This window comes from Haloferula sp., assembly GCF_049672945.1.
In the GTDB taxonomy this organism is placed as follows: domain Bacteria; phylum Verrucomicrobiota; class Verrucomicrobiia; order Verrucomicrobiales; family Akkermansiaceae; genus Haloferula.
The window spans coordinates 43,292-61,744 of the sequence record NZ_JBATWY010000236.1 but is presented as its reverse complement, the minus strand read 5'-3'; the positions used below and the strand labels follow the sequence as shown (position 1 = coordinate 61,744).

18 protein-coding genes are annotated in these 18,453 nt (G+C 58.7%); 11 read left to right on the top strand and 7 right to left on the bottom strand.

Translation table 11 applies throughout. From position 1 onward, the window contains the following. Positions 1-459 precede the first annotated feature (459 nt). A complete protein-coding gene (locus WBG04_RS20675; RefSeq protein ID WP_424316625.1) occupies positions 460-2,295 on the top strand; it encodes a Na/Pi cotransporter family protein in 1,836 nt (611 codons plus the stop codon). Then, positions 2,282-2,542, top strand: a complete 261-nt coding sequence (locus tag WBG04_RS20670) for a hypothetical protein (protein ID WP_424316624.1) — start codon at positions 2,282-2,284, stop codon at positions 2,540-2,542. Before WBG04_RS20675 ends, WBG04_RS20670 begins: the two co-directional genes overlap by 14 nt. 297 nt (positions 2,543-2,839) lie before the next feature. Here the strand turns inward: WBG04_RS20670 and leuD are convergent, their stop codons facing one another. Genes leuD through leuC form a run of 3 tightly spaced genes read right to left on the bottom strand, consistent with a single transcriptional unit; the run spans position 2,840 to position 5,869 of the window. Continuing rightward, on the bottom strand, positions 2,840-3,442 hold the full coding sequence (gene leuD / locus WBG04_RS20665) for a 3-isopropylmalate dehydratase small subunit (protein ID WP_424316623.1): 603 nt from the start codon (positions 3,440-3,442) through the stop codon (positions 2,840-2,842). A 46-nt stretch (positions 3,443-3,488) separates the two neighbouring features. Continuing rightward, positions 3,489-4,421, bottom strand: a complete 933-nt coding sequence (locus WBG04_RS20660) for a TraB/GumN family protein (protein WP_424316622.1) — start codon at positions 4,419-4,421, stop codon at positions 3,489-3,491. Positions 4,422-4,444: 23 nt separating this feature from the next. Next, positions 4,445-5,869, bottom strand: a complete 1,425-nt coding sequence (leuC, locus tag WBG04_RS20655) for a 3-isopropylmalate dehydratase large subunit (RefSeq protein WP_424316654.1) — start codon at positions 5,867-5,869, stop codon at positions 4,445-4,447. 809 nt (positions 5,870-6,678) lie between these two features. Here leuC and WBG04_RS20650 point away from each other — a divergent pair. From WBG04_RS20650 to WBG04_RS20640, 3 genes are all read left to right on the top strand, one after another. Next, entirely contained in the window at positions 6,679-7,680 is a 1,002-nt protein-coding gene (locus WBG04_RS20650) for an aspartate-semialdehyde dehydrogenase (RefSeq protein ID WP_424316621.1), read from the top strand. A gap of 98 nt (positions 7,681-7,778) precedes the next feature. Beyond that, positions 7,779-8,663 (top strand): polyprenyl synthetase family protein, encoded by an 885-nt coding sequence (locus WBG04_RS20645; protein ID WP_424316620.1) that lies wholly within the window; start codon positions 7,779-7,781, stop codon positions 8,661-8,663. A gap of 79 nt (positions 8,664-8,742) precedes the next feature. Then, entirely contained in the window at positions 8,743-9,429 is a 687-nt protein-coding gene (locus WBG04_RS20640) for a zf-TFIIB domain-containing protein (protein ID WP_424316619.1), read from the top strand. A 13-nt stretch (positions 9,430-9,442) separates the two neighbouring features. On the opposite strand, the gene WBG04_RS20635 is transcribed toward WBG04_RS20640, so the two are convergent. Next, complete coding sequence (locus tag WBG04_RS20635; RefSeq protein WP_424316618.1) at positions 9,443-10,411, bottom strand: 6-phosphofructokinase; 969 nt, start codon at positions 10,409-10,411, stop codon at positions 9,443-9,445. Between the two features lie 281 nt (positions 10,412-10,692). On the opposite strand from WBG04_RS20635, the gene WBG04_RS20630 reads away from it, so the two are divergent. Next, entirely contained in the window at positions 10,693-11,760 is a 1,068-nt protein-coding gene (locus WBG04_RS20630; protein ID WP_424316617.1) for a lipid A deacylase LpxR family protein, read from the top strand. Positions 11,761-11,783: 23 nt separating this feature from the next. Here the strand turns inward: WBG04_RS20630 and WBG04_RS20625 are convergent, their stop codons facing one another. Then, the gene (locus tag WBG04_RS20625) at positions 11,784-12,659 is read right to left on the bottom strand and encodes an ADP-ribosylglycohydrolase family protein (protein ID WP_424316616.1); all 876 of its coding nucleotides are present in this window, start codon (positions 12,657-12,659) and stop codon (positions 11,784-11,786) included. Between the two features lie 436 nt (positions 12,660-13,095). On the opposite strand from WBG04_RS20625, the gene WBG04_RS20620 reads away from it, so the two are divergent. Genes WBG04_RS20620 through WBG04_RS20600 form a run of 5 tightly spaced genes read left to right on the top strand, consistent with a single transcriptional unit; the run spans position 13,096 to position 15,952 of the window. After that, positions 13,096-13,728 carry an RNA polymerase sigma factor gene (locus WBG04_RS20620; protein ID WP_424316615.1) on the top strand — a complete coding sequence of 211 codons (633 nt, stop codon included), beginning with the start codon at positions 13,096-13,098 and terminating at the stop codon, positions 13,726-13,728. Beyond that, a complete protein-coding gene (locus tag WBG04_RS20615) occupies positions 13,709-14,278 on the top strand; it encodes a hypothetical protein (protein WP_424316614.1) in 570 nt (189 codons plus the stop codon). The genes WBG04_RS20620 and WBG04_RS20615 overlap by 20 nt, the downstream gene beginning before the upstream one ends. Before the next feature lie 8 nt (positions 14,279-14,286). After that, entirely contained in the window at positions 14,287-14,772 is a 486-nt protein-coding gene (locus WBG04_RS20610; RefSeq protein WP_424316613.1) for a hypothetical protein, read from the top strand. A gap of 8 nt (positions 14,773-14,780) precedes the next feature. Continuing rightward, positions 14,781-15,458, top strand: coding sequence for a DUF1573 domain-containing protein (locus WBG04_RS20605; RefSeq protein WP_424316612.1), 678 nt, complete (start codon positions 14,781-14,783; stop codon positions 15,456-15,458). An 11-nt stretch (positions 15,459-15,469) separates the two neighbouring features. After that, a complete protein-coding gene (locus WBG04_RS20600) occupies positions 15,470-15,952 on the top strand; it encodes a rhodanese-like domain-containing protein (protein WP_424316611.1) in 483 nt (160 codons plus the stop codon). Here WBG04_RS20600 and WBG04_RS20595 read toward each other — a convergent pair. Together WBG04_RS20595 and WBG04_RS20590 are read right to left on the bottom strand one after the other, a co-directional pair. Continuing rightward, on the bottom strand, positions 15,927-16,943 hold the full coding sequence (locus tag WBG04_RS20595) for a hypothetical protein (RefSeq protein ID WP_424316610.1): 1,017 nt from the start codon (positions 16,941-16,943) through the stop codon (positions 15,927-15,929). The genes WBG04_RS20600 and WBG04_RS20595 overlap by 26 nt on opposite strands. A gap of 392 nt (positions 16,944-17,335) precedes the next feature. Next, complete coding sequence (locus WBG04_RS20590) at positions 17,336-18,445, bottom strand: type IV pilus twitching motility protein PilT (RefSeq protein ID WP_424316609.1); 1,110 nt, start codon at positions 18,443-18,445, stop codon at positions 17,336-17,338. Between the last annotated feature and the right edge of the window lie 8 nt (positions 18,446-18,453).

Sequence of the window (18,453 nt, the reverse complement as noted above, 5' to 3'; positions counted from 1 at the left end):
CAATGTTCCGGGGCCAAGTTTCACGCTCTCAGACAACCGGGTTCAGCCAAGCATACTTCGGGTTTCATGAAAAACTCGTGATTGCCTGAAGGTCCTTATGATCTTCGGGAATTGCTGGTGGGAAGGTGCAGGGATTTGGTATTCTCGCACCGCAAACCCTTGCACCTGAGATGCTGCGAAACGCACCCAACCAGACTGAATTCGTTGATTTTCTCCTGCCCTTCGGGGGCAAGCTCAAGACCCTTTACCCGTCAATTGAGCCCGGTTAGATCACGAGTATCCCGCCGGTCAAATTCGACGTTTTACGGAGCGATGTGGTTCACCTTGGAATCTGCTCGATTCGCTCACTGGGCGAAAGGGGGGCGGCTTTCTGCCCATTGCTTGGATCCTCGATGTGGCCGATTTCCCGTTTTCGAATGATTGATGCGGCGGCAGAGCGGGGTTATAGATTCTGGCACCTTGTTTAAGAAAGTTCTCCTGTTCACCACACTGGCGATTCTGGCTGTTGGGTTCTGGCTTAGTCCGGACTTCAAGGAGATTGCTGCGGGTGTCGCGATCTTCCTGTTCGGCATGCTGGCGCTTGAGAAGGGCTTCCGCTCGCTCACCGGGGGCATGCTGGAGAGTCTGCTGCGGAAGACGACGGACAAGCTGTGGAAGAGCCTGAGCTTCGGGATCGTTTCGACCACCTTGATGCAGTCCAGTTCGCTGGTTTCGATCATTGCGATTTCGTTTTTATCCGCCGGGCTGATCACGCTCACGGCGGGGGTTGGGATTGTTTTCGGGGCGAATCTGGGTACCACAACGGGGGCTTGGCTGGTCGCGGGGTTCGGGCTCAAGGTGAACATCGCCGCCTACGCGATGCCGATGCTCGCCTTCGGGATCATCCTGGTTTTTCAGAAAAGCCGGGCGACCAAGGGCTTCGGCATGATTCTCGGTGGACTCGGATTTCTCTTCCTCGGCATTCATCACATGAAGGAGGGTTTCGATGCCTTTCGTGAAACCATTGATCTGACGCGCTTCGCGGTGAGTGGTTACCCGGGGGTCTTTCTTTTCGCGCTGATCGGGCTCCTCGCGACGGTGGTGATGCAGTCCAGCCATGCGACGCTGGTGCTGATCATCACGGCGCTCGCTGCCAAGCAGATCACTTATGAGAATGCGCTCGCGCTAGCGATTGGTGCCAATGTCGGAACCACGGTCACCGCCATTCTTGGAGCGATTGGTGCCAATGTGAGTGGACGTCGCCTCGCCGCCGCGCATCTCATTTTCAATCTCGTCACCGGGTTGGTGGCGATTGGGCTGATCTACAAGCTTACCCATGTGGTGGATGAGATCAGCGTCTGGCTTGGGATTGGGAAGGAAGACTACACACTCAAGCTCGCCGTCTTCCACAGTCTGTTCAACGCGCTTGGCATCCTGATCATGCTGCCCCTCATCAAACCGATGGTTTACTTTCTTGAGAAAGGAATCCGCCGAAAAGTCCGCTCGGCGGCGCAGCCCCGCTACCTGCACGGGGCCAAGTTCGGACTGCTCGATGCCTCGATCGAGGCCGTGCGGCAGGAGACGCTTCATCTTTATGACAACGCATCGGATGTCATTGCCAAGGGCTTGGGCTTGTCGCTCGAGGAGATTCTTGGCGATGGGGATCTTGAAGAGATAGTCCGCAGGAAGCGGAAGCCGATCACCATTGATATTGACGAGAGCTACAATGAGAACGTCAAAGGGCTCTATGGCGACATTGTGGAGTTCATCAGCCGCCTTCAGACGGAAATGACGCCGGAGCAGTCCAGCGAGCTCTTCTCGCTGCGCGCGGCCGGGCATGACATCGTGGAGGCGATCAAGGGCATCAAGCACCTCCAGAAGAACCTTTCCCATCACGTCGCAAGTTCGCAGGGCGAGATCCGCGAGGAGTATGAAAAGCTGAGCCTGAATCTCGCCACCGTGCTGCGTGTGCTTGATGGCGTCAGACAGCGGGGCGACGACTCCAGTGCGATTCTTTCGCTCGATGGTTTGAAGCTGGAAATGAAGCAGTATGACCGCGACTTGAGTGTGCGGATGGGTGAGTTGATTCGTGAGGACCGGATCAGTCCTTCTGTGACGATTTCGTTGATGAACGACAGCAGATACGCCTATCAGGTGACCAAAAATCTGGTAGAGATGGGCACGGTTCTCTTTTCGACGAGTGAGAGATCCGTCCGTGAAGCGGAGATGAGTGTCTCACTTGATGAAAGTGAAGTCGCTGAAGCACTCGCAAACGCCAACCCCGAGCCAGGAAGCACGACCGATGAACATCCGTAAGATCGCCGAGAAGACGATGGATTTCCTGAGTTCCGATGAGAGGAAGCGAAAGGAGAAGAAGGCCTTTCTCAAGCACGTCATCAAGAAGCTCAAGAAGCACGAGAAGGCATTGGTCGCGAAACTTGAGGACGAGAAGGACGCTGTGGAGCGCGCCAAGATTGAGAGCGAGATTGCGCTGACTCACGCGCAGCGGAAAAAGGGCTTGTTGAAACTGAGTGAGCTCAAGAAGTCGAAGAAGAAGGGGTGATTGGACCAGTGTCCCTGCGCAAGCGATCGAGACTGAGCGAACCATCCAGTGGGCATCAGAAATTGAACCGCCAGGACGCCAAGATCGCAAAGAACCTCCGGATAAGCTCCAAGAATGGAATCATCACCCGCTTCAAAGAGATCAAAACTTGGCGATCTTCGCGCCTTGGCGGTGAAAAAGGGGCTGGATCTTCGATCCATCCGCGGCACTTGTCCCCCGCGTAGGGGCCTTGGAATTGGACACCGTTCCCTGCCTTCCAGGATGTTCCAAAGAGCAGCTACGGCCCTTCGTCATGGCTCAAACGTAAGGCAGGCTGGCGGCGGTCGTCTCGATCTTGGCGTCGTTATCGAGGAGCTCTTGAATCGGGTCCCAACGACCGGCGGTAAGGGCGTCGCGGGCGGACTCGGCAATTTCGCAAGGGAACTCGAGACCAGTGGATGAGCGGACCTGCAGCTTTTCGAGGTCGATGCTGATCTCCACGGTCGGGTCGGCGTTCACGACTTCCTTGAGCTGGTCGATCTGATCAGCGGTGAGGGTGACGCAGGGCATGCCGAGGGTGGTCGAGTTGCCGAAGAAAATTTCGGCAAAAGACTGGGCGATGACGGCCTTGAAGCCGTACTTGTTCAAGGACTGAGGGGCGTGCTCGCGGGAGGAACCGCACCCGAAGTTGACGCCAGCAATGAGGATCGTGGCGTCGTCAAAGCGCGAGTCATTGAGCGGGTGATCCGTTTTCTCGCCGGTATCTGGATTGTAGCGGACGTCGTAGAAGGCGTACTCACCGAGACCATCGAAGGTGACGCATTTCATGAAGCGTGCCGGGATGATGCGATCGGTATCGATGTCAGCGCCGGGAATGTAGACGGCGCGACCGCTGAGGGAGGTGATTTTCTCGAGGGCCATGGGAATGATGCTAGGTTGGAGGTTGGTGGGAAAAGAGGAGTGATGCTTACTCGCTGATGCGTGTGATCTTATAGCCTTTTTTGGTGAGGAGTTCGCCGACGTTGTCTTTGCCGATGTAGTGTCCGGCGCCGACGGCGAAGAAGTGGGGGGTGTCGGGCTCGGTGGCCAGTTTGTCGGCGATGAACTTGGCCATGTTCCGGTTGCGATCATCGAAGAGTCGCTTGAGCAGCTTTTTTCCGAGTTCCTTGTGATCGCCTTCGGCCATTTTGGTGATCTGCTTTTCCATTTCGGCCTGGATCTTGACGTCGTCGCCGAGGATATAGGCATCGACGAGCGCCTGGGTGGGGTTTTCTCCGGCCTCGCGTGCTTCCTTCTGGGTGCGGACGCTTTCCGAGAGGAAAATGATTTGTTCCTCCTCGGTGAGGTCGTCGAAGATGCCGAACTGGTCTTCAGGTTTTTCGAGGGCTCCGGTGGTTTTGTTAGAACGGGCAGCGCGCTCCCAAAGGATCGTGTCGAGTGCTTTCGATCCCGTTGTCTGGAACTCGAGCATGGGGAGGGTGACGGCGACGGTCCAGGTCTTGAGTGATTGGAAGGGCGTGGAGTCGAGGGCCGGGTTGATGGTCTTCAATTCGGCGTCGAGTTGCTTCGAAAGCTCGACACCGATGGCGTCCTGCAGGGTCTTGCCGTCCTTGCGGATGAAATGCTGAGCGAGGCCGAGTTGGGTGGCCGCATCCATCGGCACTTCGGTATAGACCGCGTCCGAGCCATCAAAGGCCTTGTCGGCCGCCGGGTGCAGTTTGGCGATCGGGCCCTGTCCGATGTGGATGGTGCCGAAGAGCCATGAAGGCTGCTCGATACCCTTGCCTTCGATTTTCCAAAGGAGGGGCTTGTCCGGGTGCTTCTTTTCCTCAGCGTTGACGGCTCCGGTGGCGGCGATTGCGAGGAAGCCGAAACTGAGGAGGCGGGTGAATGGCTTCACGGTAAGGAGCGTGGGCGAGGGGGTCAGGCGGCGGCGGTGGAGCCCGACATGTCGAAGACCTCGCGGGCATCGGCGACCCCGCCATTGATGGCGGCGGCGGCAACCATGACAGGCGACATCAGAATGGTCCGCCCGGTGGGGGACCCTTGACGGCCTTTGAAGTTGCGGTTCGAGGATGAGGCGCAGACCTGATCGCCGACGAGTTTGTCGGGGTTCATGGCGAGGCACATCGAGCAGCCTGCTCCGCGCCATTCGAATCCGGCTTCTTCGAAGATCGTGTGGAGACCTTCCTGGCGGCACTGGTGATCGACGATCTGGGAGCCGGGAACGGCGATGGCTTGAACGTTGCCGGCCACCTTTTTGCCCTTGAGATACCGGGCGACTTCGCGGAAGTCGGAGAGGCGACCGTTGGTGCAGGATCCGATGAAGGCGACGTCGATCTTCACGCCCTTGATCGGGGTGCCGGCGGGCAGCTTCATGTAGGCGAGTGCTTCCTCGACGCTGGCCTTTTCCTCCGGAGTGGCGGCAGCGGCAGGGTCGGGGATGTTTTCGGAAACGGAGATGCCGTGATCTGGTGAGATGCCCCAAGTCACGGTTGGCTCGATGTCAGCGGCGTCGATTTTGACGATGTCGTCGTAGTGCGCGTCCGCATCCGAGGCGTAGGAAAGCCAGCGGGCAGCCGTGGCATCGAAGTCGGACATGTCGACATAGGGGCGACCGCGGAGATATTCGACGGTCTTGTGGTCGGGATTGACGTAGCCGCAGCGGGCACCGCCTTCGATGGCCATGTTGCAGACGGTCATGCGCTCTTCCATGGTCATTCGGTCAAAGACATCGCCGGCGTATTCGTAGGCGTAGCCGATGCCACCCTTGGCACCGAGTTTGCGGATGATGTGAAGAGTGACGTCCTTGGCGTAGACGCCGGGTCCGAGGTCACCGTTGACCTCGATGCGGCGGACCTTGAGCGGTTCCATGGCCATGGTCTGGGTGGCGAGCACGTCGCGCACTTGAGTGGTGCCGATGCCGAAGGCGATCGCGCCGAAAGCCCCGTGGGTTGCGGTATGGGAGTCGCCGCAGGCGATGGTGGTGCCGGGCTGGGTGATTCCTTGTTCGGGTCCGACGACGTGGACGATGCCTTGTTTGCCGGAGGCGAGGTCGAAGTAGGTGACACCGAAGTCATCGGCGTTCTCGCGCAGGGCTGCCATCATTTCCGCGGCGAGCGGGTCCTGCGGGGCGTCCTGATTAATGGTCGGGACGATGTGATCGATGGTAGCGAAGGTGCGACGCGGGTATTTCACCTTGAGTCCGAGGTCGCGCATCATGCCGAAGGCTTGGGGCGAAGTGACCTCGTGAATCAGGTGAGTGCCGATGAAGAGTTGCGTGCGTCCATCGGCGAGTTTGCCGACTGCGTGGGTATCCCAGACTTTTTGGTAGAGGCTCTTGCCCATGGTAATGAAGCCGCATTCCGTGCGGCGGGCGGGCACGTTGCTTCAGAGGTCGCGGAATGTCAAAGCGGGATCGCGCGAGGTGGCCGACCCACCGTGAGGATCGCTTGAGAATTCCGGGATTGAAGGCGATTCAGGCGCTGTCGATCCGGATGAGGGGGCACGAAAAAGCACCGACCACGTGGGGTGGACGATGCTTTCGAGAGAATCCGGGGTCGCCGGACGTGGACCCCTTACTTGGAGTATTCCACTTCGGCAGCGGCTGGAAGCTGCTGGAAGTTTGGAAGAGGGCGAAGTCCAGGTGCCTCAGGCTCACTTGTGCAGGACATGCAAGAGGTACCGAGGAAAAGGAAAGTGGTGGCACAAATGGCGGCGATAACGCGGATCATGATCGGTTTTTATGAAGTTGGTGGCTTAGGTCCACAAAAATGCGGGGTAGACCGGCAATCAGTCCACCCCGCTTTGAGTCATATTCGCTATCCGATCGAAATCGGAGCGAAAAACGTCTAAATTACTTGGACGGAGCCACGTAGGTTGGAGCGGCTGGAGCAGGGGTGCTCTCGCAGCAGGAAGTGGCAAGAAGTGTGCCGGCGGCTGCGGCAGCAAGAAGCGCGATCTTAACGATTTTCATGATCTTGTTTGTAATATGGTGTTTGGTTGCTGAGTGGCGCTAAGGCTCAAAATTGCCTCGGCGCCGCCGGGAAGCTAACGGACCGGCACGTTAGGGGGGAAGCAAAAAGAGGGGCCGGAATCCAGACGATTCAATTGCCAGACCGTATTCCAGCCCTACACTCCGCCCCCTTTCGAAAGCCATGAGTGAAGTCCCAAATGTCGCGATTGTCGGTGCTACCGGCGCTGTGGGAGAGGAAATGCGCCTCTGCCTTGAGGAACGAAATTTTCCTCTGAAGTCCCTGACCCTTCTTGCCTCCGCTCGTTCAGCAGGGAAGAAAATGACGTTTCGGGGTGAAGAACTCACGGTCAAGGAGCTGACTCATGACTCCTTCGAAGGCATCGATATCGCACTTTTTTCCGCAGGTGGCGGTATTTCGCTGAGCTATGGACCTTCAGCAGCCGCCGCAGGTTGCGTGGTGATCGACAATTCCTCGGCTTTCCGGATGGATCCCGAGGTTCCCTTGGTGGTTCCTGAAATCAATCCTGAGGCGGCAAGGAACGCGCCGAAGAAGATCATCGCGAACCCCAACTGCTCGACGATCATCGCGCTGATGGGCCTGGCACCTCTGCACGATGCCTTCGGGCTGCGCTCGATCATCGCTTCGACCTATCAGGCGGTTTCCGGCTCGGGTGCCCAAGGCATCATCGAACTGGAAGAGCAGGTGAAGGCCATCGCCACCGATCAGCCCTTCGAGATGAAGGTCTATCCGCGGCAGATCGCTTTCAACGTGATCCCGCAGGTCGATGCCTTCACCGACAACGGCTACACCAAGGAGGAACTCAAGATGCTCAACGAGGGCCGGAAGATTCTGGGTCTTGAGCATTTGAAGGTCTCATGCACCTGCGTTCGGGTGCCGGTTTACCGTTCGCACTCGATTTCGATCACCGCGCAGTTTGAGAAGCCGGTCGACGTCGCTTCGGCGCATGCGGCTTATGCCGATCGGGCGGGAGTCAAGCTGATGGACGATCCGGCCAACGGCGTCTTCCCGGTGCCGCTGGACACGACCGGCAAGGACGACTGTCTGGTCGGCCGAGTGCGCAAGAATCTGGTCTTCAACAATGCCCTCGACCTGTGGATGGTGGGGGATCAGGTGCGCAAGGGAGCGGCACTGAACGCCGTTCAAATCGCGGAGCTTTTGTGAAAGTTGGAAACGCCAAGTCGCCAAGGACGCCAAGTCTTTTGATTCAAATTTCCTCCTTGGCGACCTTTGCGTCTTGGCGGTGAATTCGGGCTATCATCATGGAGGATCTTAAAAACTATCTGAAAGACCGTGCGGCGGAAGTCGATGCGGCACTCGACCGCTTCTTGCCGAAGGCGAAGGAGAAGCCCGGCACGATTCATGAAGCGATGCGTTACAGTGTATTCGCCGGTGGCAAGCGCTTGCGGCCGATCCTCTGTCTGGCGTCCGCCGAAGCCTGTGGTGGCGATCCGGAATCGGCGATGCCGCCCGCCTGCGCCGTCGAACTGCTCCACACCTACTCGTTGGTGCACGACGACCTTCCCTGCATGGATGATGACGACCTGCGGCGCGGGCGTCCGACCTGTCACAAGGTCTATGGGGAAGGCATGGCAGTGCTGACGGGCGATGCGCTTCTAACCGAATCGTTCCTGATCTTGGCCGAGACGCCTCCGGCGAAAAGGTATCCGGCTTCGAGTTACATAGCCGACCTCGCCTTGGCCGGGGGTTCTTCCGGAATGATCGGCGGGCAGGTGATGGATCTGGAGGGCGAGGGGAAAAAGCTGACGAAGGCTCAGTTGGTGAAAATCCACAAAGCCAAGACGGCGGCCTTGCTGACGAGTTCGATCCGGCTCGGTGCGATGACGGCCAATGCCACTGAGGCAAAACTCGAAGCGCTGACGAACTTCGGTCAGGCGCTGGGTTTGGCATTCCAGGTCATCGACGACATTCTGGATGTCACGCAGTCGACCGAGAAGCTCGGCAAAACGGCGGGCAAGGACGAGGCTGTCGACAAGGCGACCTACCCCTCGATCATCGGCTTGGAAAAGGCGCGCAAGGAGGCGGCGAAGTTGACCAAGCAGGCGATGACCGCACTTGAGCCTTTCGGGAAACGAGCCTTGAGACTCCGGCAGATCGCCGAGTACCTGTTGGAGCGGGATTACTGATGGATCCGAGGAAGTCGTTCCAAGCGGGGCGGGAAATCGTAGTTGAGCTTTCTGAGGCTTCTTTGCGAAGCTGACTTCCATGAACTGCACCAACTGTGGCGGTCGCTTGGAGGGGAATCTGACGATCTGTCCTTTCTGTCAAAGCCGACAGGACTTCGATCTGGCTCAGGTTCATTTCCGGAACCTCGGAACGCAAGGGAATCTGCCTTGTCCGGGGTGTGAGAGTTCGCTTGAGGTGATCGAGTTCGAAACGGTGCCGCCGATCCAGATCGAGCGCTGCGGATCTTGTCGCGGGCTGTTTTTCAATCCGGGCGAACTGGAGGCGCTACTGGAAACGAAGATCGACCAAGCCGTCTGGGTGGACGGCCAGCGATTGCAGGAAATCGCCCGGAATTACGGCTACAACCATGTGGTGGAATATTTGAAATGCCCGATGTGCGAGGAGCGGATGAGCCACATCAACTTTGGCGGGAGGAGTGGCGTGATCGTCGATCGTTGTGGAGCCCACGGCGTCTGGCTTCAGGGTGGCGAGCTACGTCGCTTGATGGAATGGTGGCGCGCCGGGGGGAAACACCTTCATCAGAAGAACGAGTTGGAGAAGCTCGAGAAGTCGAAGCCGACGATCAGTATGAGTCGGGCATTCGGTGATTCCTCGACCTCGATGGAGCCGCTGTGGGGAGACCGGGCCTCGGGCGATCCCAAGTGGGAGGCGCTGAAGGTGGTGGGTGCGGTCCTTGGAGGGATTGCCGCAGTGCTGCTCGATTGAATGAGGTGGACGCTTATTCGGAAAGCGGGCGGCAGAGTTTCAAGATCGCCGGATCCATCTGGTAGGTGGCGTCGCAGACTTCACTGATCGGCAGGTGGCCGAAGGAGCCCTTGCGGTAGACCATGATGGCATTGTCCTGGCCTGAAATGAGGGAGTCGACGGCAGCGACGGCGAACTTGTAGGCCATGATCCGGTCGTAGACCGTTGGCGAGCCACCGCGCTGGACGTGACCAAGCACGGTGAGGCGTGCTTCCATGCCGATCGAGTCGTTGATCCAACGGGTGACGTAGTCGGCCATTTTGGTGCCCTCCGCGACGATCGCGAGGATGAAGTCCCGCTCCTCGTGATTGATCTGGTGCTTCAGGCGGGCACCGATGGAATCGAGATTATAGGGAAGCTCAGGGGTCAGGCAGATTTCGGCTCCGCTGGCGAGCGCCGAGACCATGGCGAGGTAGCCGCAATGGCGCCCCATCACTTCGATGACGAAGGCGCGTGAGAAGGAGGTGGCGGTGTCGCGGATCGAGTCGATCGACTCGCGAATCATGTTCAGCGCGGTGTCGACGCCGAGGCAGTAATCGGTGCCGCAGATGTCGTTGTCGATCGTGGCCGGAATGCCGGCGAAAGGCAGACCGAAGTCGCTGTAGAACTGGTTGAGCGCGCGGAAGGATCCGTCACCACCGATGACGAGCAGCTTGGTCACGCCACGCTTCTTGAGGTTCTGATAGGCTTGCTCGCGGAAGGAGTGCTCGAAGAACTCCTTGGAACGGGAGGAGCGGAGAACCGTTCCGCCACGGTGAAGGATGCCTGAAACAAGCGAACGATCGGCTTCGACGATCTTGTCGTTGATCAGGCCGTTCAAGCCGCCATAGACGAGCCATGGTTGGAGACCTTGTTTGCTGGCGTATTCGGCGGCGCACTTGACCGCAGGGTTCATTCCGGCGGCGTCTCCTCCAGAGGTGATGATGGCAATTCCTTCGGGCATGAAAGCATGGGAGGATCGATGGCCTCTGGCGGTCTTTAGCATGCATCGTGCCGATGTCCAAACCAAGCGGGCGAATTGCAGCCTGTTCCATGACAAGGTGGCAGAATGAATCGACCCGCTAGTCAGCAGAGACAAGTTGATGAAGCCTATCCTTCTAATAACCAGTGTATTGTAATTGGCTTGAGCTTGGGGCGCTGCGACTGCATTAGGTCTTTGCTGGCACGGCTCCACCTTCTAGAACCGAGGCGACCTGGCCTTCAGCTCCGAGCTCCCGAATTTGCATGAGTATCGATCCCTTTCGCTTGATTGCCCCGCTGTTCTGCCTCGGCCCGCTAGCGATGGCTGGAGTGGAGCCGCCGGAAGTGGATCAGGAAGGCTACCTCACCTTCTATTTGGACAATGATTTATTCGGTGGAGAGGACCGCGATTACACCAACGGAGCGAGGCTTTCATGGATCTCGGGAAATCGGGACATCGGGGAATTCGGACTTGTCCGAGGATTTCTGCGAAAGCTCTCGGGCGATGCGGAGAGCTTTCGCGCGTTCCAGGCCCTGACGGGTTTCGAGGATCCTGAAGCGATTCGATACAATTTCGGGCTGTCGCTGACGCAGTTGATGTTCACACCTGACGATCCATATCCCTACACCCAGCCACCCGGGCAGCGCCGCTACGCCGGCTGGTTGGCGCTGGGGGTGTCGCTTCACGTGAAGGACGATCGGATCCTCAACTCGGTGGAGCTTTCGGTGGGAACGACGGGCGAACATGCCTTCGCCGAACCCACTCAGGATTTCGTGCATAGCGCGCAGGGGATTCCGAAGTTCAACGGCTGGGACAATCAAATTCCCAACGAGATCACCGTCGACCTGAGCTTTGTTCAGAAGCGTCGGCTCGATCTGGCGAATTTTGGCTACAGGGCGATCAGGATTGATGGCTTGGGCGAGTGGGGAGCTCGTCTGGGATCTTTCCAAACGAATGCCTACGCGGGGGGCTTTTTCCGTCTGGGCTACAACTTGCCGCCCGACTTTTCGGATCCCCGTCTTTCGTCAACGGCGTATTCTCACCGCTACTTCAATACACCCATTGGCTACAGCAGTCCTTGGTCGGTATACGCGATCTTTGGAGGAAACGTGCGCCTGGTGGCATTTGATGCGACCCTCGATGGTCCGCTCTTCACCGACTTTAATACCGGGATCGAGCGGCGGCCGCTGGTCGGAGAGGTCTTCTTCGGAGGCGGTATTCGCTACAAGGCGGTTGAGTTCAGTTACGTGCATACGTGGAGAACTGAAGAGTACCAAACTCAAGGAGGGATTTCCAATTTCGGGTCTCTTTCGGCGAGGGTCCGCTTCTGATCGCGAGGATGATGCTTTACCTACTACATTTTTAGTAGGGAGATGATCTCCGCGCCGCCGCTCAGGCCGCTTGTCCAGACTTCAGGGAAGGCTTGGAGTCCATGACGGGCTCCGAGCAGGAGGCCGAGTGGCATCCCCCGGGCCGCGGAGTCGCCACCGAGGAGCGCGTTGGCAGCGAGTGCGGCGACGGGATCGGCTTCGTGTTTGAGGGCGACGGCAAGCGCCAGGGGGAAGGCTTGGCGGACGTTGCAGGCGAGTCCTATCCGGGCAGCGTTCCGAGCAAGGTCACCCTCGCTTGCTTCTCTTGCCTCGGCGAGCCAGGTGATGGCGGGTAAGCCATCGTAGGGATGAGATGCTGCTTCGTCGAAGGACTCGTCCAGGGATGCTCCTCCTCGAATGCTGATTGTCGCGCGGGCGATGAACTCGGCGGTATCAATGACCTGAGGGTCGCCATGAGTCAGCGCGGTCTGAGCCCTCGCGGCTTCGATCAGTTCACGGCCGTCGAGTGTGGCGAAAAGGGGGGACAGGCGGGCGGCTCCGGCGAGGTCGCTTGAGTCCGAGGGCTCGTTGAGACCGGCCCTGAGATTTTCGAGGGTGCGTCTGCATGCGCCATCCATGTAGGCATTGGTTTTTTCCGCCCACTCCTTCCAATCAGCTCGCCAGGAGTCGATCGACCAGCCGCGGGTGGTGACCGATCTGAGCAGAACGAGTGCTTGATCTCCGTAGTGGGTGAAGTCGCCGGCCGACTTGCCCTGATGGTAAGAACTATGCGGCTTGTCGTAATTGGAGAGCCCGGATGGATAGAGTGAGCGGATTTCTTCGGCATCGTAGATCCAGTGGGGGCCGAGGGCGAGGGCATCGGCGAAGAACGAAGGGAGGATCAGGTCGCGGGGAGTCATGACGGAACATCCCGAATCCATGAGTTGGCACAAGAGCAAAGGCGGGCTTCCTTGGACGTGGAAATTCTGGCGGGAGTGTAAGCTTTTTTGTGTAAGTTGAAGCTGCGGAAGCCAAGGACGGATTTGATCACTCTGAAGATGGTCTCGATGGTCGAGGCTGGCTTCTTGTCAACAGGCTGCGCTGTTCGAACCAAGCGATTCTGGCTTCGCAAAAGTGGCGGATGCGGGGAGATACAGGCTCAGGGAGGGGATGAAGCCCACACGAATCAAGGGGGAATGTATTCCCCAGCCCTGCCTGAATTCGATGAGACGGTGAAGCAGACATTTCAGCAGTGGTGCCCGCTTGGGTGGCTAATGGATTTGCCAGCAGCCGTCAGGGGCTTCAGGGTAAAAGGCGTGTGGCAGAGCGCCAATGGGATCCGAAGTGTCGGGAAGAATGAATAATTCCGACCCGACAACGTCGAAACATGCACCGGAGGTCGAAAACGAGGAGACCGACGAGGCGCTGGTGATCCGTGCTCAGGCGGGGGACACGAGTGCCTACGACGCCCTCGTCACCCGCCACCGGGGAAGAATTTACGCCATGATCCGCCAAATGATCAAAAACGAAGCTGATGCATGGGACCTTTCTCAAGAGTCCTTCATCAAGGCTTGGAAGGCGCTGCCTCGCTTTGAAGCGAAGGCACGCTTCACGACGTGGCTGTATCGGATCGCGCACAACACCGTCTATGACTGGGTGCGGCGCAAGCGTCCGGAATCGGGTGGGGAGTTGAATGACGAGATTTTTGGCGAAGAACGGATTGATCCGGCCTCGATGACCACTCCAAACATGGAGCGGGCCCCTGATGACGAGTTGGTCGGCGGCGAGCTCCGCGACAAGATCGAGGCCGCTTTGGGCCAGCTTTCCCCGCAACATCGCGAGGTCGTGGTGTTGAAAGATGTTCAAGGACTGGCGTATAAGGAAATTGCCGAAGTCATGGATTGTTCGATTGGGACGGTGATGAGCCGGCTCCATTACGCCCGCCAGAAACTACAAACCCTGCTGAAGGATGAATACGAAGCCCGATGACGAATTGCTGGCCCTGTGGGTCGAGGACGAATTGAATGGTGAATCGCTGAGCTCGGTGGATGCGTGGGCATCGACGCAAGCCGAGTGGGTGGAACGGCGTGAGCAGGCACGATCTTGGAAATCCTTGTCGGCGGGCGTCCTGCCAGCCAGCGAAGAGGTCCCGCATGCGGAGTTTTTCAACGCGCGTATCCGGCGGGAGATCGAGATTCAGGAGGTGCCTCAGAGCCTGCCTGAAGTGGTGCCTGCGAAGGGCACGCCACGCTGGGCGTGGTTCATGCCGGCTGCGGCTGCGGCGGGGATGGTGTTCGGATTTGTGATTGGACGCGGGGGCCCTGAGGCCGCACTCGATGAGGTGGCGGTACCAGTGGCGACGCTGGCACCGGTCCTCTACACGCCATCGAAGGGGGTCAAGGCGGAGTACATGGCGGAGGATGATGCGACGGTCATTGTCTTGGCTGGAGTCGCTGCGATTCCCGATAGTTGGGAAATCCCAGAAACGGCGGTGCTCGAAAAGGAAGGGCCTCGCACGGTATCCCGTGATTCCCGATGAGATCTTGCATGATACTGCTGCTGGGTTTGCTGATGTCCTTGAATGGACTGGCTGCTGATCCGGGTCGTGACGAGATCGCCAAGGTCCGGGTGCTGGTTTATCACGGCACGGATGGCGATCCGGAAGTGGCGGGTGAAAAGGCGGAGCCGGTTTCCGAGGAGACGGCCAAGTGGCTGGCGGCGAAAGAGAGTTTGAAATTCGAGCACTACCGCTTGTTGGGATCGGATTCCAAACCGCTGTTCCGCAGTTATGAGAACTGGGCGCAGCCGATCGGTGGGAGTGACGAAATCCTGTGTCGCTTCGAGGTTCAGAGCCGCTTGTCGAAGGATTCGGTAAGGATTGATCTGGAGCTCTGGTTGAGTCGCAAGAAGATCCTTAAATCGGGGGTGGTGCTGAAGATTGGCAAGCCGGTGGTGGTGCTGGGACCGGAATGGCGGGGTGGACGGATGATTGTCTCGGTCGAGCTTGCGCCGGCGCCAAGCAAGGGCCAATAGTGTTTCCAATGAGAATGTTGCTGCTGTTTTTTCTCGGCCTGACCTTGCAGGGAATGGCCGGGGAGTTGTCCTTTGAGAAGGTGCTTGAGGAAGTGGAGGTGCCACTTGATGGGCGTCGGGTGACGGCGGATTTCAATTTTGAAAACAAGAGCGGGGAGGATGTCTCGATTGCCAAATACAACGCGACCTGTTCCTGCATGACCGTCCAGGTCAAGGGAGGCAAACTCAGCTATGCCCCCGGAGAGAAGGGCGTGATTCGCGGGGTGTTCGACATGGCGAACTTTACCGGCACGGTCGATAAGGCGGTTCAAATTTGGCTGAATGATGATCCCGAAGACGCACCGTCGGTGACGCTAACAGCGCGGATTCACATTCCGGTGCTGGTGGACGTTGAGCCAAAGACGCTCCGTTGGAATGTTGGTGAAGAAGCCAAGAGCCAGACGATTGCCGTCACCATGAAGCACGATGAACCCATTCGGGTGAAGTCGGTGAGTTGCGCCAATCCCAACTTCAAGGTCGAGCTGAAGACGCTCGAGGAAGGGAAAAGCTATGAGCTTGAGGTAACACCCACCAATACCGACGAGCAGCGGATTGGTTTGATCAGCATTGAAACGGATTGTGAGATCGCGCGTCACAAGACCCAGCGCGCCTACACGATTGTGAGGAGCCCGGTGGGAAGTCCCTAACAGCCTAAGCCATGAAAAGCGTCACCGAACTTGGATTGATCACCGCCGTCGCGCTGGTGGCGGGTTTGGGCAACTGGCTGATCGAGGGCAAGCCTTCGGCGGATCCCGACAAGGAGCTTGAGCAGGTGCCCTTGAAAGAAGGGGAAATCGCGCTCGCACAGGTATTGAAGGACGGCGATGAGGGCATGGTGTGGATCGATGCACGGCCGACGGAAGTTTGGCGTGCGGAACGGATGCCGGACTCGATCAACATCACCATGCAGTCGGATGAGGCCCTGGGTGATCAGATCATCCGGCATCAGGACGTCTTGTTTGGAGCGAGTCGTGTGATCGTCTACTGCGACGACGTTCACTGCTCGGTGAGCCATGATTTGAGCAAGCAGCTCGAGGGCGAGTATCGGGACTTCGTTGCGGGTGAAATCCTCGTGCTGCACGGGGGGATGACCGCGCTGAGAAAGGCCGGGCTGGTTACGAGTTCCAGTCCAAGCCCTTGATTTCCATCAGCTCGATGTAGGGCTGGCTGGGATCCTCCCGGGTGTTCCATTGGAGCGTCACGGTAGCGCGAATCCTCTTTCCCCAGCGGATCCGTGAATCCGGTGTCCAGAGTTGCTCGGCGAGGCTGGAGTTCAGGCTGGCGTAGGCTCGTGCGATGGCGCGGCCGACGTTGCTTCCGGACAACTTGTAGGTGAACTTCTTGCTCGGGTTGGGGATGTTTTCTTCGAAGCAGCGGGGCATGGCCTCCATGATGACGTTGAAAGTCTGGGCACCTTCGGTGGGGGTGGAGGCGAATCGTTCAAGTCTTCCGCCGACAAGATCGAGGAAGGGGCCGACCACCACCTTGGGTTCGAGATCAGCCCGCTGACGGACGAGTACCGTGTATTCGACGATGGAACCCTCTCCACCTTGGAAGGACACCCGGAAGGGGAAATCACCGAGGTTTTCGACGGGGTCGAAGGAGGGTGTCTCCGGGGAAACGTTGATCACCTCAGGTAGCGGCATATCGAGAATCGTGCCTTCGAGCTCAGCGACGGACAACGGGGGATCGATCAGACCGAGGCGCTCATCAAGCAGGGAGGTGGCGAGGAACTCGTCAAGCACCTGCTCCGCTCGGATGGCTGTGGCACCGTCGGCAGAAATCGGGGGTGCGTCGGGAACCGCTCCGCTCGAAATCGTGGGCGATTCCGCGGCGGGAATATTTTTGGCGGCAGCCGGTTTTTCGGGATAGATGGGTTGGACTTTCGGCGGTGAACCCGGTGGCGGCTTGGAGATGCGGCGGAGCGTCTCACCCGGGCCGCCCGGGAGGAAGTGGTAGCAGAGCATGTAGACGATCGTGCCGCCAGCGATGATGAAAAAGAGCGGGATGAGGACGCGGCTAATACCAAGTCCGATATCTGCCGAGCGTGATCGACTTCGAGTTGGGGCGGTTTGGCTCCTTCTCCGGGATTCGTCACGCGTGGTGTGGCGTGTGGCGATCGCCTTGCTCACCTGACGTTCAGGAATCGCTCGTGGTTCAGGTCGGATGTTTCCGGCAGGAATTTCAACCGGCTGCTGGGGGACCGGCGGGGTGATCGGAGCAGGGGCTGGAGCGGGCGCCGGGAAGGAGGAGACTGGAGAGGGGACGGCAACCGGGAGCTCCGTCGCGACTTGGCGTGCGGTCTCAGCGACGACGGGATTGGGGGCTTGGATGGTAGCCGAGCATTTGGGGCAAGGGCCCGAAATGCCCGCCATCGAATCCGGTACCGTGAGCCGGACGCCGCAGGAAGGGCAGGAGAATGAGATTACGCCGGAGGTCATCGATTGGATCAGCCGTCTTGACAGCTGGGTTTATCGAATAAGGGGAAAAGCGTCAATGCCCCGACCTTCATGAAAATCGATGACTAGTGGTCCATCGGGCTCTCACCCGAAGCGTCACCCAAATGGGCTTGTGCAGGAGGCAGGAACTTCTTGAAGCGAGTTTTGTCGATCGCCTTCATGTAGGCTTCCTCCGGAGAGATCATGCCGGCCTGAAGTTTGGCCCAGATGGCTTCATCCATGAACTGCATGCCTTCGCTTTTGCCGCCCGTAATGACATCGTAAAGCTTCTGGGTGGCTCCTTCACGAATGATCGCGGACACAGCAGGCGTCGCGAACATGATTTCGTGGACCGCCGTGCGTCCGGGCTTGTCGATCCGCTTGCAGAGAAGCTGGGCGAGCACTCCGCGGAGCGAGGCAGCGAGCATGGTCCGCACCTGGGACTGCTGGTCGGCGGGGAAAACGTCGACAATCCGGTCGACTGTTTTGCGGGCGTTGTTCGTGTGGAGGGTTCCGAATACGAGCAGGCCGGTCTCGGCCGCGGTCAGGGCGAGCGAAATGGTTTCCAAGTCCCGCATCTCACCGACCAGCACGATATCGGCATCTTCACGCAGGGCAGCTCTCAGGCCGTCGGAGAATGATGGGGTCTGGATCGGCACCTCACGCTGGGTGAGGATTGATTTTTTGTTCTTATGGACGAACTCGATCGGCTCCTCGACGGTGATGATGTGGCGGCTGTAGTTCGAATTGATGTAGTCGAGCAGTGCCGCAAGGGTGGTGGACTTGCCCGAGCCGGTCGGGCCGGTGACGAGGATCAGGCCGGAGCGGATGTGGGCGAAGCGCTTGACGACCTCCGGCACCCCCAGTTGTTCGAGCGACATGATCTCGGTGGGGATCAGTCGGAAGACGGCGGCGAGGCCGTGGTTTTGTTTGAGGTAGTTGCAGCGGAAACGCGACTCCTCATCCATCGAGTAAGCGAAGTCGAGGTCGCCGGATTCCATGTAGATTTCCCATGCCTTCGGATCACAGATCTCCTTGAGCATCCGGTGGATGAGGTCGTGCTCCAGGACCTCCTCGCCTTCGATGGGGGTGACGGCCCCGTGGACTCGGGTCTTGGGTGGTTGCCCCTCGGAAAGGTGGAGGTCGGACCCTCCGGTGGCGACGAGGTGTTGGAAGAGGCGGTCGATTTCGGCCATGATGATTC

What these genes read in the sequence shown, in the direction of transcription:
- WBG04_RS20670 (WP_424316624.1), top strand. Translation starts at nt 2,282, where the DNA reads ATGAACATCCGTAAGATCGCCGAGAAGACGATGGATTTCCTGAGTTCC.
- leuD (WP_424316623.1), bottom strand. Translation starts at nt 3,442, where the DNA reads ATGGCCCTCGAGAAAATCACCTCCCTCAGCGGTCGCGCCGTCTACATT.
- leuC (WP_424316654.1), bottom strand. Translation starts at nt 5,869, where the DNA reads ATGGGCAAGAGCCTCTACCAAAAAGTCTGGGATACCCACGCAGTCGGC.
- WBG04_RS20650 (WP_424316621.1), top strand. Translation starts at nt 6,679, where the DNA reads ATGAGTGAAGTCCCAAATGTCGCGATTGTCGGTGCTACCGGCGCTGTG.
- WBG04_RS20645 (WP_424316620.1), top strand. Translation starts at nt 7,779, where the DNA reads ATGGAGGATCTTAAAAACTATCTGAAAGACCGTGCGGCGGAAGTCGAT.
- WBG04_RS20640 (WP_424316619.1), top strand. Translation starts at nt 8,743, where the DNA reads ATGAACTGCACCAACTGTGGCGGTCGCTTGGAGGGGAATCTGACGATC.
- WBG04_RS20635 (WP_424316618.1), bottom strand. Translation starts at nt 10,411, where the DNA reads ATGCCCGAAGGAATTGCCATCATCACCTCTGGAGGAGACGCCGCCGGA.
- WBG04_RS20630 (WP_424316617.1), top strand. Translation starts at nt 10,693, where the DNA reads ATGAGTATCGATCCCTTTCGCTTGATTGCCCCGCTGTTCTGCCTCGGC.
- WBG04_RS20625 (WP_424316616.1), bottom strand. Translation starts at nt 12,659, where the DNA reads ATGACTCCCCGCGACCTGATCCTCCCTTCGTTCTTCGCCGATGCCCTC.
- WBG04_RS20620 (WP_424316615.1), top strand. Translation starts at nt 13,096, where the DNA reads ATGAATAATTCCGACCCGACAACGTCGAAACATGCACCGGAGGTCGAA.
- WBG04_RS20615 (WP_424316614.1), top strand. Translation starts at nt 13,709, where the DNA reads ATGAATACGAAGCCCGATGACGAATTGCTGGCCCTGTGGGTCGAGGAC.
- WBG04_RS20610 (WP_424316613.1), top strand. Translation starts at nt 14,287, where the DNA reads ATGATACTGCTGCTGGGTTTGCTGATGTCCTTGAATGGACTGGCTGCT.
- WBG04_RS20605 (WP_424316612.1), top strand. Translation starts at nt 14,781, where the DNA reads ATGAGAATGTTGCTGCTGTTTTTTCTCGGCCTGACCTTGCAGGGAATG.
- WBG04_RS20600 (WP_424316611.1), top strand. Translation starts at nt 15,470, where the DNA reads ATGAAAAGCGTCACCGAACTTGGATTGATCACCGCCGTCGCGCTGGTG.
- WBG04_RS20590 (WP_424316609.1), bottom strand. Translation starts at nt 18,445, where the DNA reads ATGGCCGAAATCGACCGCCTCTTCCAACACCTCGTCGCCACCGGAGGG.